General features: G+C 70.7%; 14 protein-coding genes. 4 read left to right on the top strand and 10 right to left on the bottom strand.

Annotated elements, in window-relative coordinates; genetic code table 11:
* Window positions 1-60 precede the first annotated feature (60 nt).
* Both ACYVOK_RS15670 and ACYVOK_RS15665 read left to right on the top strand, forming a co-directional pair.
* Window positions 61-1,752 carry a DUF885 domain-containing protein gene (locus ACYVOK_RS15670; protein WP_460663142.1) on the top strand — a complete coding sequence of 564 codons (1,692 nt, stop codon included), beginning with the start codon at window positions 61-63 and terminating at the stop codon, window positions 1,750-1,752.
* Entirely contained in the window at window positions 1,749-2,948 is a 1,200-nt protein-coding gene (locus ACYVOK_RS15665; protein ID WP_460663141.1) for a Maf family nucleotide pyrophosphatase, read from the top strand. Before ACYVOK_RS15670 ends, ACYVOK_RS15665 begins: the two co-directional genes overlap by 4 nt.
* 13 nt (window positions 2,949-2,961) lie before the next feature.
* Here ACYVOK_RS15665 and ACYVOK_RS15660 read toward each other — a convergent pair whose 3' ends face one another.
* Window positions 2,962-4,374 carry a DHA2 family efflux MFS transporter permease subunit gene (locus tag ACYVOK_RS15660; RefSeq protein WP_460663140.1) on the bottom strand — a complete coding sequence of 471 codons (1,413 nt, stop codon included), beginning with the start codon at window positions 4,372-4,374 and terminating at the stop codon, window positions 2,962-2,964.
* Between the two features lie 94 nt (window positions 4,375-4,468).
* Between ACYVOK_RS15660 and ACYVOK_RS15655 the strand changes: the two genes are divergently transcribed.
* On the top strand, window positions 4,469-5,011 hold the full coding sequence (locus ACYVOK_RS15655) for a TetR/AcrR family transcriptional regulator (RefSeq protein WP_460663139.1): 543 nt from the start codon (window positions 4,469-4,471) through the stop codon (window positions 5,009-5,011).
* On the opposite strand, the gene ACYVOK_RS15650 is transcribed toward ACYVOK_RS15655, so the two are convergent.
* The 6 genes from ACYVOK_RS15650 to ACYVOK_RS15625 are packed head-to-tail and all read right to left on the bottom strand — an operon-like array spanning window position 5,008 to window position 10,436.
* A complete protein-coding gene (locus tag ACYVOK_RS15650) occupies window positions 5,008-5,556 on the bottom strand; it encodes a hypothetical protein (RefSeq protein ID WP_460663138.1) in 549 nt (182 codons plus the stop codon). The genes ACYVOK_RS15655 and ACYVOK_RS15650 overlap by 4 nt on opposite strands.
* Entirely contained in the window at window positions 5,553-6,866 is a 1,314-nt protein-coding gene (locus ACYVOK_RS15645) for a DUF58 domain-containing protein (RefSeq protein ID WP_460663137.1), read from the bottom strand. The genes ACYVOK_RS15650 and ACYVOK_RS15645 overlap by 4 nt, the downstream gene beginning before the upstream one ends.
* Window positions 6,863-7,891 carry an AAA family ATPase gene (locus ACYVOK_RS15640; protein WP_460663136.1) on the bottom strand — a complete coding sequence of 343 codons (1,029 nt, stop codon included), beginning with the start codon at window positions 7,889-7,891 and terminating at the stop codon, window positions 6,863-6,865. Before ACYVOK_RS15640 ends, ACYVOK_RS15645 begins: the two co-directional genes overlap by 4 nt.
* Before the next feature lie 6 nt (window positions 7,892-7,897).
* Window positions 7,898-8,488: a hypothetical protein gene (locus ACYVOK_RS15635; RefSeq protein ID WP_460663135.1), complete on the bottom strand. Its 591-nt coding sequence runs from the start codon at window positions 8,486-8,488 to the stop codon at window positions 7,898-7,900.
* Window positions 8,485-9,207 (bottom strand): DUF4129 domain-containing protein, encoded by a 723-nt coding sequence (locus ACYVOK_RS15630; RefSeq protein ID WP_460663134.1) that lies wholly within the window; start codon window positions 9,205-9,207, stop codon window positions 8,485-8,487. The genes ACYVOK_RS15635 and ACYVOK_RS15630 overlap by 4 nt, the downstream gene beginning before the upstream one ends.
* A 17-nt stretch (window positions 9,208-9,224) precedes the next feature.
* Entirely contained in the window at window positions 9,225-10,436 is a 1,212-nt protein-coding gene (locus ACYVOK_RS15625; protein ID WP_460663133.1) for a GNAT family N-acetyltransferase, read from the bottom strand.
* Window positions 10,437-10,518: 82 nt separating this feature from the next.
* Here ACYVOK_RS15625 and ACYVOK_RS15620 point away from each other — a divergent pair, with 82 nt between their 5' ends.
* Complete coding sequence (locus tag ACYVOK_RS15620) at window positions 10,519-11,592, top strand: CobW family GTP-binding protein (protein WP_460663132.1); 1,074 nt, start codon at window positions 10,519-10,521, stop codon at window positions 11,590-11,592.
* On the opposite strand, the gene ACYVOK_RS15615 is transcribed toward ACYVOK_RS15620, so the two are convergent.
* The 3 genes from ACYVOK_RS15615 to ACYVOK_RS15605 are packed head-to-tail and all read right to left on the bottom strand — an operon-like array spanning window position 11,589 to window position 13,937.
* Entirely contained in the window at window positions 11,589-12,284 is a 696-nt protein-coding gene (locus tag ACYVOK_RS15615) for a maleylpyruvate isomerase N-terminal domain-containing protein (protein WP_460663131.1), read from the bottom strand. The two genes, ACYVOK_RS15620 and ACYVOK_RS15615, sit on opposite strands and share 4 nt — an antisense overlap.
* Before the next feature lie 60 nt (window positions 12,285-12,344).
* Window positions 12,345-13,118, bottom strand: coding sequence for an HpcH/HpaI aldolase family protein (locus tag ACYVOK_RS15610; protein WP_460663130.1), 774 nt, complete (start codon window positions 13,116-13,118; stop codon window positions 12,345-12,347).
* A gap of 21 nt (window positions 13,119-13,139) precedes the next feature.
* Window positions 13,140-13,937 carry an SAM-dependent methyltransferase gene (locus tag ACYVOK_RS15605; RefSeq protein ID WP_460663129.1) on the bottom strand — a complete coding sequence of 266 codons (798 nt, stop codon included), beginning with the start codon at window positions 13,935-13,937 and terminating at the stop codon, window positions 13,140-13,142.
* Window positions 13,938-14,086: the final 149 nt, after the last annotated feature.

Raw genomic sequence — 14,086 nt, 5'->3', positions numbered from 1 at the left:
CCACAGTATCGGCAGAAACAGGTCAGCCCTGCCGGGGGCCTGCGGGGTAGGGTCGGCCAGGTGACCGATGCCACCACACCGAACAGCCCGATCGACCAGCTCTCCGAGCGATACCTCGAGGAGTACGTCGCGCTGTCGCCGACCGCGGCGACGTTCATGGGGATCGAGGGCCACGACCACGAACTGCCGGACTACACCCCGTCCGGGTTCGAGGCACTGATCGACCTGACCCGGCGGTCCGTCGCCGAGGCCGAGGCGATCCCGGCCGGCAGCCCGCGGGAGGAGGTCGCCAAGGACGCGTTCCTGGAGCGGCTCGGGTTGGAGCTGGAGACGTACGAGGCCGGCGTTCCGCAGCACCAGCTGAACGCGATCGCCTCCGTCCCCGCCGAGATCCGGCAGGTCTTCGACCTGATGCCGACCGCGACCGAGCAGGACTGGGAGATCATCGCGATCCGGCTCAACCAGGTCGGTACGACGCTGGACGGTTACCGCGAGACGCTGCTCGAGCAGGCCGGCAAGGGCCGGGTGTCGGCGCTGCGGCAGGTGAACGACCTGGCCGGGCGGATCGCCAGCTGGACCGGTGCCGACGGCGACGACTTCTTCGCCGGCCTCGCCGCGCAGGCGCCGGACAGCCCGGTGAAGGCGACCGTCGAGGCGGCGGCCGCGTCGGCCCGGAAGGCCTACGAGCAGTTCGGCGCCTGGCTGACGTCCGAGCTCGCGCCGCGGGCACCGGAGCAGGACGCCTGCGGCCGCGAGGTGTACGAGCTTGCCTCGCGCAACTTCCTCGGCGCCACCATCGACCTGGAGGAGACCTACGCCTGGGGCTGGGAGGAACTGGCCCGGATCGAGGCGGACATGCAGGCGATCGCGGGCGGCCTGAACCACGGCGACCGCAGCATCGAGGCGGCCGCCGCGCTGCTGGACGCGGACCCGGGCCGCAAGATCCACGGCAAGGAGGCGTTCCGGGACTGGATGCAGCAGATGTCCGACCGGGCCGTGGCCGAGCTGGGTGGCACGCACTTCGACATCCCGGACGAGATCCGCACGCTGGAGTGCATGATCGCGCCGACCTCGGACGGCTCGATCTACTACACGCCGCCGAGCGAGGACCTGACCACCCGGCCCGGCCGGATGTGGTGGGCGGTGCCGAACGGCGTCGAGGACTTCGCCACCTGGCGTGAGGTCACCACCGTCTACCACGAGGGCGTGCCCGGCCATCACCTCCAGTGCGCGCAGACCATGCTGCGCACCGACCTGCTGAACCGCTGGCAGCGGATCGCCTGCTGGGTGTCCGGCCACGGCGAGGGCTGGGCCCTGTACGCCGAGCGCCTGATGGAGGAGCTCGGGTACCTCGACGACCCCGGCGCCCGGTTCGGCATGCTGGACGCGCAGGGGTTCCGGGCGGCCCGGGTGATCGTCGACATCGGCATGCACCTGGAGCTGGAGATCCCGCGGGACAACCCGTTCGGCTGGCGGCGGGGCGAGCGGTGGAACGCCGAGCTCGGGTTCGAGTTCCTCCGTGCGCACTGCCGGATGGAGACCGAGTTCCTGCGCGCCGAGCTCAACCGCTATCTCGGCTGGCCGGGGCAGGCACCGTCGTACAAGGTCGGCGAGCGGATCTGGCTGCAGGCCCGGGACGAGGCAAAGCAACGGCAGGGATCCGCGTTCGACCTGCGCGCGTTCCACTCCGAGGCACTGAACCTCGGCTCGATCGGGCTCGACCCGCTGCGGCGCGCCCTCGCCAAGCTGTGAGCGTCCGGTTCGTGCTCGCGTCGGCGTCACCGGCGCGGCTGAAGACGTTGCGCGGCGCCGGGGTCGAACCGGAGGTGATCGTCTCCGGTGTCGACGAGGAGAACGTCACCGCGGAGAGCCCGGGCGAGCTGGCCCGCCTGCTGGCGACGCTGAAGGCGCGGGCCGTGGTCGCGAACCTGACCGAGCACGCGACCGTGCTCGGCTGCGACTCGGTGCTGGAGATCGACGGGGTCGCCTACGGCAAACCCGGTACGCCGGACGCGGCCCGCGACCGGCTCCGCGCGATGCGCGGCCGGTCCGGCGTACTGCACACCGGACACTGCCTGTTCGACACCGCGTCGAAGCAGGAACTGCGTGAACTCGAGTCGACCACGGTGTACTTCGCCGACCTCACCGACGAGGAGATCGACGCGTACGTCGCCACCGGCGAACCGCTCGTGGTGGCGGGGTCCTTCACGGTCGACGGGCTCGGTGGTCCGTTCGTCACCGGGATCGAGGGCGACTACCACAACGTGGTCGGGGTGTCGCTGCCGTTGCTGCGCCGGATGCTGGCCGAGGTCGGCATCAGCTGGCCGGAGTTGTGGCGCTCGTCCGCGCGGATCGAGTACGACGAGACCGAGGCCGCCCGGTACGACGACACCCGCGGCGGCCCGGCCCGAGCCCAGGCCGCCGCCCGCGCCGTCCACTCGCTCCTGCCACCGGGCGGTCGGGTGCTGGAGCTCGCGGTGGGGACCGGGATCGTCGGAGCCGAGCTTGTTGCCTTGGGCAATCTTGTGCACGGCGTCGACGTGTCCACCGCGATGCTGCGGCACGCGCGGATCCGGCTCCCCGGTCACGTCGCCGCGGCCGACGCGGCCCGGCTGCCGATCGCCGACCGTCGCTGCGATGCGGTGGTCGCCGTCTGGCTGCTGCACCTGCTCGACGACAGCGAACCGATCATCGCCGAGGCCGCCCGGGTCCTCCGCCCGGACGGCGTCTTCGTCACCACCACCGAGAAGTCCGACGCCGGCCGCTACGCCGACGGTCGCGGCCCGAGCGAGACCCGCTCCCAGGACGCCCTCTCCCACCTGGTGGCCACCGCCGCCCGCTACGGCCTCACCCTCGACGCCGCCACCACCTTCCCCGGCCCACCTCGCAACACCGACCGCTCTCCGCTCTACCCGTTGGTCCGCTTCCGCCGTACCGAGCACACATGACCAGGTCGGCCGGTCAACGCCGACGACCTGGCAGGAGCAGGGCGGCGACCGCGCCCACGGCGACGATGGCGGCGCCGGTCCAGACCGCGGGGACGAGACCCTCGGCGTAGCTGGCGGGGGACTCGTACGAGCCGGCCGAGGCGAAGACCGAGGCCAGGACGGCGACTCCCATCGCCACGCCGACTTCGCGGATCGTGTTGTTCGTGCCGGACGCCACACCCCGGTCGGCGTCCGGTGCGCTTGCCATCACGACACTGGCCGCGGGTGCGAACGTCAGGCCCATCCCCACACCGGCCAGCAGGAACGGCAGCACGAGTTCGCCGTACTGCGTCGAAGCCGTGGTGATCAACGCCATCCAGCCGAGGGCCGCAGCGAGGAACACCTGCCCGGTCGCGATCAGGATCCGCGGGCCGACGCGGTCGACGATCATGCCGGCGATCGGCGCGACCACCATCGGCGCCATCGTCCACGGCATCGTCCGGACGCCCGACTCCAGCGGACTGTAGCCCTGCACCACCTGGAAGAACTGGGCCAGCAGGAACACCGCGCCGAACACGCCGACCGAGAAGGTGAACGAGGTGAAGTTCCCGACGCTGAACGCCCGGACCGAGAACAACCGCAGCGGCAGCATCGGTTCCGTCGTACGACGCTCCCACGCCACGAACACGGCGAGCAGCGCCACGCCGGCGATCAGCGACCCGAGGACGCCGCCCGACGTCCAGCCGTCGTCGGCGCCGTGCACGACACCCCAGACGATCGCCAGTACGCCGGCAGTCGCCAGCGCCAGACCGGTCAGGTCCAGCCGTTTCGCCGTACCCCGGGACTCACTCAGGACGCGCGAGGCGAGCAGTACGGCGACCACACCGATCGGCACGTTCAGCCAGAAGATCCATTGCCAGTTCAGCCCGTCGACGACGGCGCCGCCGACGACCGGACCGACGGCCACGCCCAGCCCGGAGATGCCGCCCCACGCGCCGATCGCGGCACTGCGGGCGCGGTCGGGTACGGCACCGGCCAGCAAGGTCAGCGACAACGGCATGACCGCGGCCGCACCGATGCCCTGAATCGCCCGGGCGGCGATCAGGATCCACGGCTCGGTGGCCAGCGCACAAGCAGCCGAGGCCAGCGTGAACAGCACGATCCCGGCCAGGAAGATCCGCCGGCGGCCGAGCCGGTCGCCGATCGCGGCCGCGGTCAGCAGCAGCGCCGCGAACGCCAGGGTGTACGCGTTCACGAACCACTGCAGGTCGGACAGGGTCGCGCCCAGCTCGGCCTTGATCACCGGCAGTGCGTTCGTCACGACCAGGTTGTCCAGCGTGACCATGAAGGTGGGTATCCCCACCGCCGTCAGTACGGCGCCGAGCCCGGCCCGGCGAGCCGGTGATCCAGCAGGTTCGCGCCTCTCCTCGAGAGCGGTCGACGACATCATGAGCTCCTAGTTGTAATTCACTGATAACAAGTCCTGGGACATAAAGTATGCATCGACTGATAACATGTCAAGGGACGGCGGAAGGAGAAGCATGGGCGCGCGAGTGCGGCTGACGGCGGCGGAGCGTGGGGAGGAGGTCCTGCAGGCGGCGGTGCAGGCGTTCGGGGCATCCGGCTACGCGGGCACGAAGACGGACGAGATCGCCCGGCTGGCGGGCGTCTCGCAGCCGTACGTGATCCGCCTGTTCGGCACCAAACAGCAGTTGTTCCTGGCCGTGTTGCAGACGGTGTGCGACCGGATCGAGCAGACCTTCCGGGAGGCCGCCGCGGAGGAACCCACACTCGCCAGCCTGGGCGGCCGCTACGAGCGGTTCCTGTCCGAGCGGGAGCTCCTCCTGGTCCTGCTGCACGGCTTCTCGGCCAGCAGTGACCCCGCGATCGGCGACGTGGTCCGCGAACGCTTCGGCGGCATCTACCGCCTGGTCCGCGACCTCACCGGCGCGTCCCCCACGGAGACCCGCGAGTTCCTCTCCACCGGCATGCTCCTCACCGTCATGACCGCCATGCAGGTCCTCGGCCCCACCGCGATCCACGCCCCCTGGGCCGAGGAACTCGTCTCGACGCTGGGAACCTAGTCCCGGCCGATCTTCTGGCCGGCGGCGAACCAGACGGTTGCCGTGGACAGCGCCAGTGCGGCGGCGGTGACGTACATCGACCCCGCGATTCCGGCGCCCTGGATCAGCGCGGCCGCGATCGCGACCACCGGTCCGGCGAGCAAGGCGATTGCTCCAGGCAACAACCAGCGCCGCAGCGCCTGCCGGTGGACGGTCGCGTACGACGGCAGTTGCGCGCTGAACGCGGTCGCCAGGTGCACCACCGTCAACGCGATCCCGGTCAGCACCAGACTCCAGCTCACCTCGGCGGGCGCTCGCATCAGCCACCCGCCCGCGACCACGACCAGGAAGATCAGTCCCGCCAGCGAGTCCGGGAGCACGACGGTTGCCAACAGCATCGGAATCGTCACCAGCGGGACCAGGTCCAGTTGATCCCACGACTGCACCGCCGAGACCAGCAACGCCACGGCTCCCGCAGCCGCGATGGTCAGCCGCGCGATCACCACGGCCCGTCCCGAAGCCCGCAGCTGCGCGAGCCACAAGCTGATCTTCTCGGACAGGGTCATGAACGGATCCTCGGCGCGGCGGACAGTCGCGATGCGTCCCGCAGTACCTCGTCGAGCGTCCCGGCACCGCGCCACGGAACGGTCGGAACCCCCAGGTCACCCAGCCGGTCGAGCTCACGCCGCCGCTCCAGCATCCGCAGCCGCCACGCGAGCGGCCAGGCGCGGACGTCGTGCTCGGCCACGTCGATCACGGACTCCACGTCCGGTGGCAGCGTGTCCACGGCGATGACCGTGCATCCGGAGTGCACGAGGGTCACGACGTACCCGAGAATCACCTGCCGGAGCAGTGGACTGAGTACGACGACGAGGCTGTCGGACCGGATCCGGTTGCGGCGGACGAGTTGCCGCTCGTCCTGCTGCCGGCCGCGACGGTCCGCGTGGACGAGCGCGTCGAGGATCCTGCGCAGGTGGCCACGGCCGCTGCCGGACCGTACGCCGCGCACCAGGTTCCCGGTGTCGATCAGCCGGACGCGGTCGCCGTGGCGCAGATAGTGCTCGGCGATCGACGCGGCCGCCCGGACGCCGGTGTCGAGACTGCTCGACCGTCCGTCGATCCCTTCGCTGACACCGATCTCGCCACCGGTGTCGAGCAGGATCACCACCTCGGTGTCGCGATCCGACCACGTCGACGTGACGTGCAGTTCGCGGGTGCGCGCCGAGACCGCCCAGTTGATCCGCCGCAGCCGGTCGCCGGTCCGGAACGGCCGCACGCCGGCCAACTCGGTCCCCTCACCCGGCCGCCGCGACCGGTGCAACCCGACCAGGCCGGCCGGCCGCGGTACGGCGTCGACCGCCTCGAAGCCTTCCCGCAACGGCAGTGTGGTCACGGACAGCGGCTCGGCCGAGGTCACCGGGACCCGATACGCACCGAGGACCGAGGTCGCGACCACGGTCGGCCGCTCCAGCGCGCGCATCCCCCACCGCTTCGACCGCAGCCCGACCTCGAGCGTCACCACGCCGTCGGTCACCGGCTCCGCGACCGCGGCCTGCGCCGGGTCGTACTGGAACCACTGGCTCCGCGGCAACGCCGCCACGATCAGGTCGATGTCCGGATCGATCGTCCCGGCCACCCGCAGCCGGTACGTCGTCGCCTGCCCCTCGAACAGCACGTCCGAGTCCAGCTCGGTGTGCAGGTCCGGCTCTTCGCGCGGCCGGAAGTACCGGCCCCACACGGCGACGAACGCCAGCGGCAGCCCGAGTACGGCGGCATCCGGCCTCCGGACCAGCACCGCTACGAGCAGCAAGAGCCCCGCCGCGCAGACCGCCCGGATCTGCGCGTGCGTCGGCCGCCACCGCCCTTGCGAATTCACCTGCGTGTACCGGCGACGGTGGGCGGGGTCGGGACCGAGCCGAGGACCGTGCGTACGACGGTCGCGCCGGTCACCTCGTGCAGCCACAGCTCCGGGCGGACCGTGATGCGATGCGCCAGCGCCGGCACGGCGACCGCCTTCACATCCTCCGGTACGACGTAGTCCCGGCCCTGGATCACGGCGTACGCGCGGGACGTCAGCAACAGCGCCAGTGAACCCCGCGGGGACGCACCGACGAGGACCTGCGAGTCGCGACGGGTCGCGGCTGCGAGGTCAACGCAGTACTGACCGACGGTGTCGTCGACGGTGACCGTCTCGATCGCGCGTTGGGCGGCGAGCAGACCGGCCGCATCGGTGACGGCCTCGACGGTCTGGTCCTCCTGGCGGCGGCTCATCCGGCGGCGCAGCACCTCCCACTCCTCGTCGGCGGTCGGGTAGCCGAAGCCGATGCGGAGCATGAAGCGGTCGAGCTGGGCCTCGGGCAGCGGGTAGGTGCCTTCGTACTCGACCGGATTCGCGGTCGCGAGGACGTGGAACGGCGTGGGCAGCGGGAACGTCTGGCCCTCGACGGTGACCTGGTGTTCCTGCATCGACTCCAGTAGCGCCGCCTGCGTCTTCGGCGGGGTCCGGTTGATCTCGTCGGCGAGCAGCAGGCCGGTGAAGATCGGGCCCGGCCGGAAGGCGAACTCGGACTCCTTCTGGTCGTACACGAAGGCGCCGGTCACATCGGACGGCAACAGGTCCGGCGTGAACTGCACCCGGCGGAACTCCAGCCCCAGCGCCTGCGCGAACGACCGGGCGGCCAGCGTCTTCGCCAACCCGGGATAGTCCTCCAGCAGCACATGGCCGCCGGCCAGAATCCCGGCCAGCACCAACTCCAGCGCACCGGACTTCCCGACCACCGCCTCGCTCACCCGGTTGAGCACCTCGCGGCTGAGCGCGGAGACCTCCTCCACCCGCAGCTCCCGCCCGGCGTCCTCGGTGGCGCCGACCGGCTCGACCGGATGCAGTCCTGGGTCAGTCACGGTTCCTCACAGCTTCTCGATGGTCTGGACGGCGTACTCGATCTCGTCGAAGGACGCGGTGAGCTTGTCGTCGCCGGTGATCAGGTCCCACAGTTGGTCGCCGGTGATCTCGCGCGCCCGGTCCGGCTCGCGGACCGGGTCGATCCCGTAACGACGTACCAAACGGTCGGTGGTCAGCTCCAGCAGCAGCGGCTGGATCCGGCGGACGAACGTCCGGGAGCCCTCCCCCGCGCGGCGCTCCCGGCCGGCCTCCAGCAACCAGGTCGCGATGAACTGGGTCCGGTTGTCGTTGTTCCGGGTCCGCAGCGAGGCCAGCTTCTCGTCGTGCCGGCCCGGCCAGTGGGTCTCCAGCACCTGCGGCATGATCAACCGGATCGCCAGCGACCCGAACCCGATGGCCAGCGCCGTCGCGACGAACCACAGCGGCCGCGGCGCCATCCCGGCCGCAGCGAACACGCCGACCAGCAGCAGACTCACCAGCACAGTGATCCCGACGTGCTGCACGAGCATCTTGTCGAGCCGGATCGACCGGCCCCGCGGCTGTCCTTCACCCCGCCGTTCCGACTCCTCCAACGGCGTCCACCGGTACGACGTCATCCGCCCACCCCGCTGGGTGCCTGAGCCGCGGCCAGCTCGTCGCGCAGGCGCAGCAGGGCCGATCGGGCTTCGGTGCGAGCCTGCTCGGTCGAGCCGTGGGTCGAGTAGCGCGCCTCGCGGTACAGCTCGCCGAGGCGGACGAGTTGCGGCTCGGAGATTCCGCCGATGCCGAGCACACGGACGGTGAACTCGGCCGGTGTCTCCGACGGATCGCGTGCCACACCGGCCGACGCAGCCGCCTCCTCGAGGGCGACCCAGCACGCGATCACCGCGTCGGTCGCCGTACCGGACTCGATCCTGGACAGTCCGGTGTCGACCGCCTCCGCGAGCCGGTCGGCCTTCACACGCTCCCAGTCGGTGTCCTCGGTCTCGGCCGTTGGCAGCTTGACCCTGCTGAGGACCCGATAGATCAACCAGCCGAGGAACAGCGCGCAGGACGCGATGACCAACCAGATCAGCGCCTGCCACAGCGCACTCAGCCACTCCGGGAACGGCCGCTGCTCGGGCTCCCGGGAGGGCGGCGGAGGACTCGGGTTCGGCGCCGACACGGTCTCGCTGGGCGCCTCGGTCGGCTCCGGCCTTGGCGTCGAGCGCAGGGTGCTCTCGCTGACCGGCCGTACCGGACCGCCGGCGGAAGCGAGCACCACGAATCCGGCCGCCGCGAGCCCAAGCAAGAGCACGACAGCCAGCGTCAGCGCTCCCCGGCGGCTCCGCTGCATCCCGGAAGGCTAGCCGATCAGAAGCCCGTGTCGAGCCACGGAAGGCGGCCGGCGGAAAACGCTTCCGACGCGGCGGCCAGCGCCCCGGACGTGTGCTCCTGCACCAGGCCTGCGGCCCCGAGCCGGACCAGCGAGGGTTTGCCGAGGTAGACGGCCCCCAACTCGCGTACGTCGATGGTGATGTCAGCCGGCCGCGAGGTCAGCTCACAGGTCGCTCCGTCAGGTCCACCGGCCAGATGCCAACTCCCGTCGTTCCAGGGCAGGAAGCCGTCGGTCACCGCGAGCACCAGGTCGATGTCCCGCGCGTACGTCCGGGCCGCGAGGGCTCGGCGGACGTCGACCGGCCGGACCCAGAGCCCGTCCCGCGTGATCGGCGACGGCGCCCGGGGATCGAGCAGCAGGTCCAGGAGCGGATCGTCCGACGGCAACTGCTCGTACCGCGTCTCGACCAGGAGGTCCGGCTCCAGGAGGAATCGCCAGAGCGCGGCATGGGAGGCGAGATCTGCCGCATGAACGCGCCTGACCTGGATGTAGCCCTTGTCCTCCCGCTTGCTCCGATAGTGCGCGTAGCCGGTCACCTCGCCGTCGCGTTCGGCGAGCACACAACGCAGCGCGGACGCGTTCGCCGGGCCGGTCGTGACATTGTCGCCACTCACGTACGCCTGCCACCGCTCGTCGTGCTGGAACATCCCCGGCCGGTTCGCTGCCAACCGGTTCCGCAGGTCCGAGCACAACCCGAGCGTCTCGCGCAGGTCGACGGATCTGATCCGTACGTCGTCCACCCCGGCCACCGGCCGCAACTCGCGCGAGGCCTTCGGTACGACGATCGCCTGGTGGTCCGAGGCGAGACCGTACCCGAACCGGCCGTAGATGACCGGCTCGCTCGCGGTCAGCGCGGCGATCGGCTCGGCGCCGGCCTCGTGGATCTCGGTCAGCTGGGCGCGTATCAGGTCACGCAGGATGCCGCGGCGCCGGTGGGTCGGCCGGACGCCGACCAGCGTCACCCCGGCCACCGGGATCTGCGCACCCGGCACGGTCATCGCCAACGAGAAGGTGCCGGTGTGTCCGACGAGCTGCTTCTCGTCGACCGCGACCGTACTTCGCTCCGGCTCCCACACCTGGCGCTCGGCCTCCAGCTGAGCCTCGTTCCAGGGCGCTGCGAACGCCAGGTCGACGAGCTCCACGAGCTCACCCCAGTCACCTTCGAACCGCCCGATCTCGATCGCCATCCCCCTTGCCTACCAGACGACCAGGGCCCAGCACCTCCCCTTTGCCTGGACTGATGAAAACCGTTTTCATATACTCGTCCCCATGACCGCCCAACCGAGAACGTCGTTGTCGCTGCTGGTCGGCCTGTCGACGACGCTGCGCGAACCCGTGCTCGAGGCGATGGTGGACGCCACCACCGTGGCCGTCGTGGTGGACCAGGACGAGCTGCCCGGGCGGGGTGTGCTGTCCTGGCGGGTGTCCGACGCGTCCGGCCCGATCGACTCCGGTGAGTTCACCGTGGGCGACGACTGTGGTGCCTGCCAGCTGATCGAGTCGCTGCTGCCGTTGCTCGAGACCCTGGTCGCACGCCGGCACTGGGATCACGTCGTACTGGCTGCTCCACCGGCGATGGAGGCGCGGCCACTGGTGACCACCCTGGTGACGTCGATGCCCGAGATCGCGGTCGACACGGTCACCTGTGTGGTCGACGCCGTACTGCTGGTCGAGCAACTCTCCGGTGACGAACTCCTGGACGAGCGCGGCCTGGCCCTCGGTGCGCCGGATCGACGCAACGTGGCCGAGTTGACCGCACGGCAGATCGAGTACGCCGACGTGTGCGTGCTGGCCAACGCACACCGCAGCAAGGCGCCGGAGCGGCTGCACAACCTGCTGGTGCATCTGAACCCGCGTACGACGGTCGTCCCAGCCGATCCGGGTGGTGTGCCGAACAGTCCGGTCGCGCGCACCGGGCTCTTCGACTTCGAAGGGGCCGAGGCGTGGGCCGGCGAGCTCGCCACGTCGGACCGGTTGCAGCCCAGCGGGGACGGTGTGACGACAGTGCTGTGGCGGTCGACTCGGCCGCTGCACCCGACCCGGCTGAACGACGCACTCGAGGACATCGTGGACGGCGTCGTACGGAGTCGTGGTGTCGTCTGGCTGGCGAACCGGCCTACCCAGCGGGTGCGGTGGGAGTCCGCCGGGTACAGCGCCTCGCTCGGCACAATCGGCGAGTGGGCCGACACCGAGCACCTCGCCGAGTGCACCGTGGTCGCGACCGGGATGGGGCTGGACCCGGCGCGGCTGCAGGCGATCCTGGACGCCTGCCTGCTGACCGAGTCCGAGCTGGCCACCCTGAACTGGCAGGACCTCGACGACCCGTTCGCGGGCGTGCTTTAGCCGAGCAGTGGAAGGCGGTCCGCGTACGGGCCCAGCATGTCGAGGTCGTCCTCGTCGAGCGGCAGCCGGCCGGTCGCCTTCAGCACGTACGTCGTGGTGTCCCAGGCGATCACGTCCCACGCCTCCGGGCCGAACAGACCGTCCAGCGTCCGCGCGGTGACCTGCAGCGCTTCGGGATCCGGTTCCGGCGCGCCCGGCAGGTCGACGATCAGGTCGAGGTGGTGAACCGTTGCCTCCAGCACCAACGTCGCGACGAAGTCGCGCGCGCGCAGCACGTGCCCCTGCGTCTCGACTCGCCGGCCCTTGTCCACCAAGCCCGCGGTGGCCGCGCGGACGGCGGCCTCGGACAGCTCACGCCAGTGCTGCACGAGCAGAGCCGGTTTCCGGTACGCCGACGCGACGGTCCGGACGAAGCGGGTGTCACCATGCCTTCCTGGCGGGAAATCCTGCCAGTAGGTCACGAAGTCCCGGTCGGGCGGTGCGGCGGCGGGGCTGGCGAACCCCACCAGCGCGCGCTGGGCGTCGTACAGGAGATGGACCAGGAGCGGCCCGACGGCCATCTCCGGGCAGCGGGTGGGGCGGTCGAAGTCGGCATCGTTCAGGCCGTGCACGGTCTCGGTGATCCGGCCGTACGTCCGACCCAGCGTCGCAGCCAACTGCAGCGGCAGTGCTCCTCGCTCGGGCGCCCTCATACCACCCTCCTCGGTCCGCGCTCCTCTCCGAACGTAACCCGAGAACGGTCCGGTGTGTTCCTACGAGCGGGCGATGTCGAGGTGCGAGGCCGCGGCGGCCTCGAGGTGGGTGAGGTCGGAGGAGACGGTGGCGAAGGTGTAACCCTGGCTCAGCCGGCGTTGTGCCGTCTCGCCGTCGGGAGTGTGGATCCCGGCCGCGATCCCGGTCTCCCGCGCCGTCCGCGCGATCAACTCCACCGCCTCCTCGAACGGCCCGGCGACGTCCGGATCGCCCGGGTACCGCGCCCCGACCGACAGGCCGAGGTCCGACGGGCCGACGTACACGCCGTCCAGACCGGGCGTCGCACAGATCTCCGCGACGTTCTTCAACCCGAGCGGGGTCTCGATCATCGCGAGTACGACGGTCGCCGCGTCGGCGTCGGCCGGGACCGGACCGACCCGCAGGGCCGACCGCATCGGGCCGTACGAGCGAACACCGGTCGGCGGGTACTTGGCCGCCTGCACCGCCCGCGTCACGTCCTCGGAGGTGTCCACCAGCGGAACGATCACCCCGGCCGCTCCGGCGTCCAGCGCCCGGCCGATCGGCGTCGGGTGGTTCGCCTCGACCCGCACGAGCCCGACCGACCCGCTCCCGAGCGCGGCGCCCGCGTCCACAGCGAGCAACCCGGTCAGCAGGCCCTGATACCCGATCAGCCCGTGCTGCCCGTCCAGCACGACGTAGTCGTACCCGACCCGCGCGATCCGCTCGGTCGCCACCGGCGCATCCAGCACGACCCAATACCCGACCAGCTTCTCCCGCGCCCGGATCCTGCCGGCGAACTCCTGTGCGCTCACACGTTCTCCTTCGGCACCACCCTAAGGCTTCCGGGCGACGGCGCCGTAGGCCGCGATCGGCCGCGGGTACTCCACCTTGTCGGCATCCGGGCGCCACTCGGTGATCGCGACGAAGCCCGGGTCCACCAGTTCGAGGCCGTCGAAGACCGCCTTGATCTCCTCCTGCGGCCGCGGGATGTAGGGAGTGCCGCCGGTCTTCGCGTAGTTCTCGCACATCTTCACGTAGTAGGGGCTGTCGATCGTGCCGTCCCACAGGGTGAGGTGGCTGCCGGACGGCACCGCGTCCATCACCGTGGAGACGATCCGGCGCATGTCGTCGTACGTGCGCGCGTGGCCGAGCACGCCCATGAACATGACGCCGATCGGTTCGTTGAAGTTCAGCACGTTCCGGGCGTCGGCGACGAGCTGCTCGGTCTCGTGGTAGTCGCAGTCGACGTAGCTCGTCACGCCCTCGGGGGTGGTGTTGACCAGCAGTGCGCGAGCGTGCGTCAGCACCATCGGGTCGTTGTCGACGTACACGATCCTGGCGTCGGGGTGGACGCTCTGGGCCACCTCGTGAGTGTTCTGCATCGTCGGCAGACCGGTGCCGATGTCCAGGAACTGGCGGACGCCGGCCTCGCCGGCCACGTAGCGCACAGCCCGCACGAGGAACTTCCGCGACTCGATCGCCATCGCGGAGATGTCGGGGTCGACGGCCGATCCGGCGTCGCCGGCGACGCGGTCGGCCTCGTAGTGATCCTTGCCGCCCATCCAGTAGTTCCAGATCCGGGCCGAGTGGGGAATGTCGGTGCGGATCTTCGGGATGACGTCCTCGGTCATATGGCGAACTCCTCGGTGTGAAACGGCAGACAACGCTCGGCGGCCGAGCACCAGCGCCCATCGCACAGAGTCGCTGCCGCCCGGCGGACTGTGACAACACAAGATAGCGGTCCGTGACCACCTACGGAACTGCAGCGGCGTCATCAACC

Source organism: Kribbella swartbergensis, assembly GCF_054784135.1.
Note: the sequence above shows the minus strand (reverse complement) of the source record. Positions and strands in the feature narration are given on the sequence as shown.

Coding starts and splice junctions, on each gene's coding strand:
- ACYVOK_RS15660 (WP_460663140.1), bottom strand. CDS start 4,374: ATGTCGTCGACCGCTCTCGAGGAGAGGCGCGAACCTGCTGGATCACCG.
- ACYVOK_RS15635 (WP_460663135.1), bottom strand. CDS start 8,488: ATGACGTCGTACCGGTGGACGCCGTTGGAGGAGTCGGAACGGCGGGGT.
- ACYVOK_RS15655 (WP_460663139.1), top strand. CDS start 4,469: ATGGGCGCGCGAGTGCGGCTGACGGCGGCGGAGCGTGGGGAGGAGGTC.
- ACYVOK_RS15650 (WP_460663138.1), bottom strand. CDS start 5,556: ATGACCCTGTCCGAGAAGATCAGCTTGTGGCTCGCGCAGCTGCGGGCT.
- ACYVOK_RS15605 (WP_460663129.1), bottom strand. CDS start 13,937: ATGACCGAGGACGTCATCCCGAAGATCCGCACCGACATTCCCCACTCG.
- ACYVOK_RS15620 (WP_460663132.1), top strand. CDS start 10,519: ATGACCGCCCAACCGAGAACGTCGTTGTCGCTGCTGGTCGGCCTGTCG.
- ACYVOK_RS15625 (WP_460663133.1), bottom strand. CDS start 10,436: ATGGCGATCGAGATCGGGCGGTTCGAAGGTGACTGGGGTGAGCTCGTG.
- ACYVOK_RS15630 (WP_460663134.1), bottom strand. CDS start 9,207: ATGCAGCGGAGCCGCCGGGGAGCGCTGACGCTGGCTGTCGTGCTCTTG.
- ACYVOK_RS15615 (WP_460663131.1), bottom strand. CDS start 12,284: ATGAGGGCGCCCGAGCGAGGAGCACTGCCGCTGCAGTTGGCTGCGACG.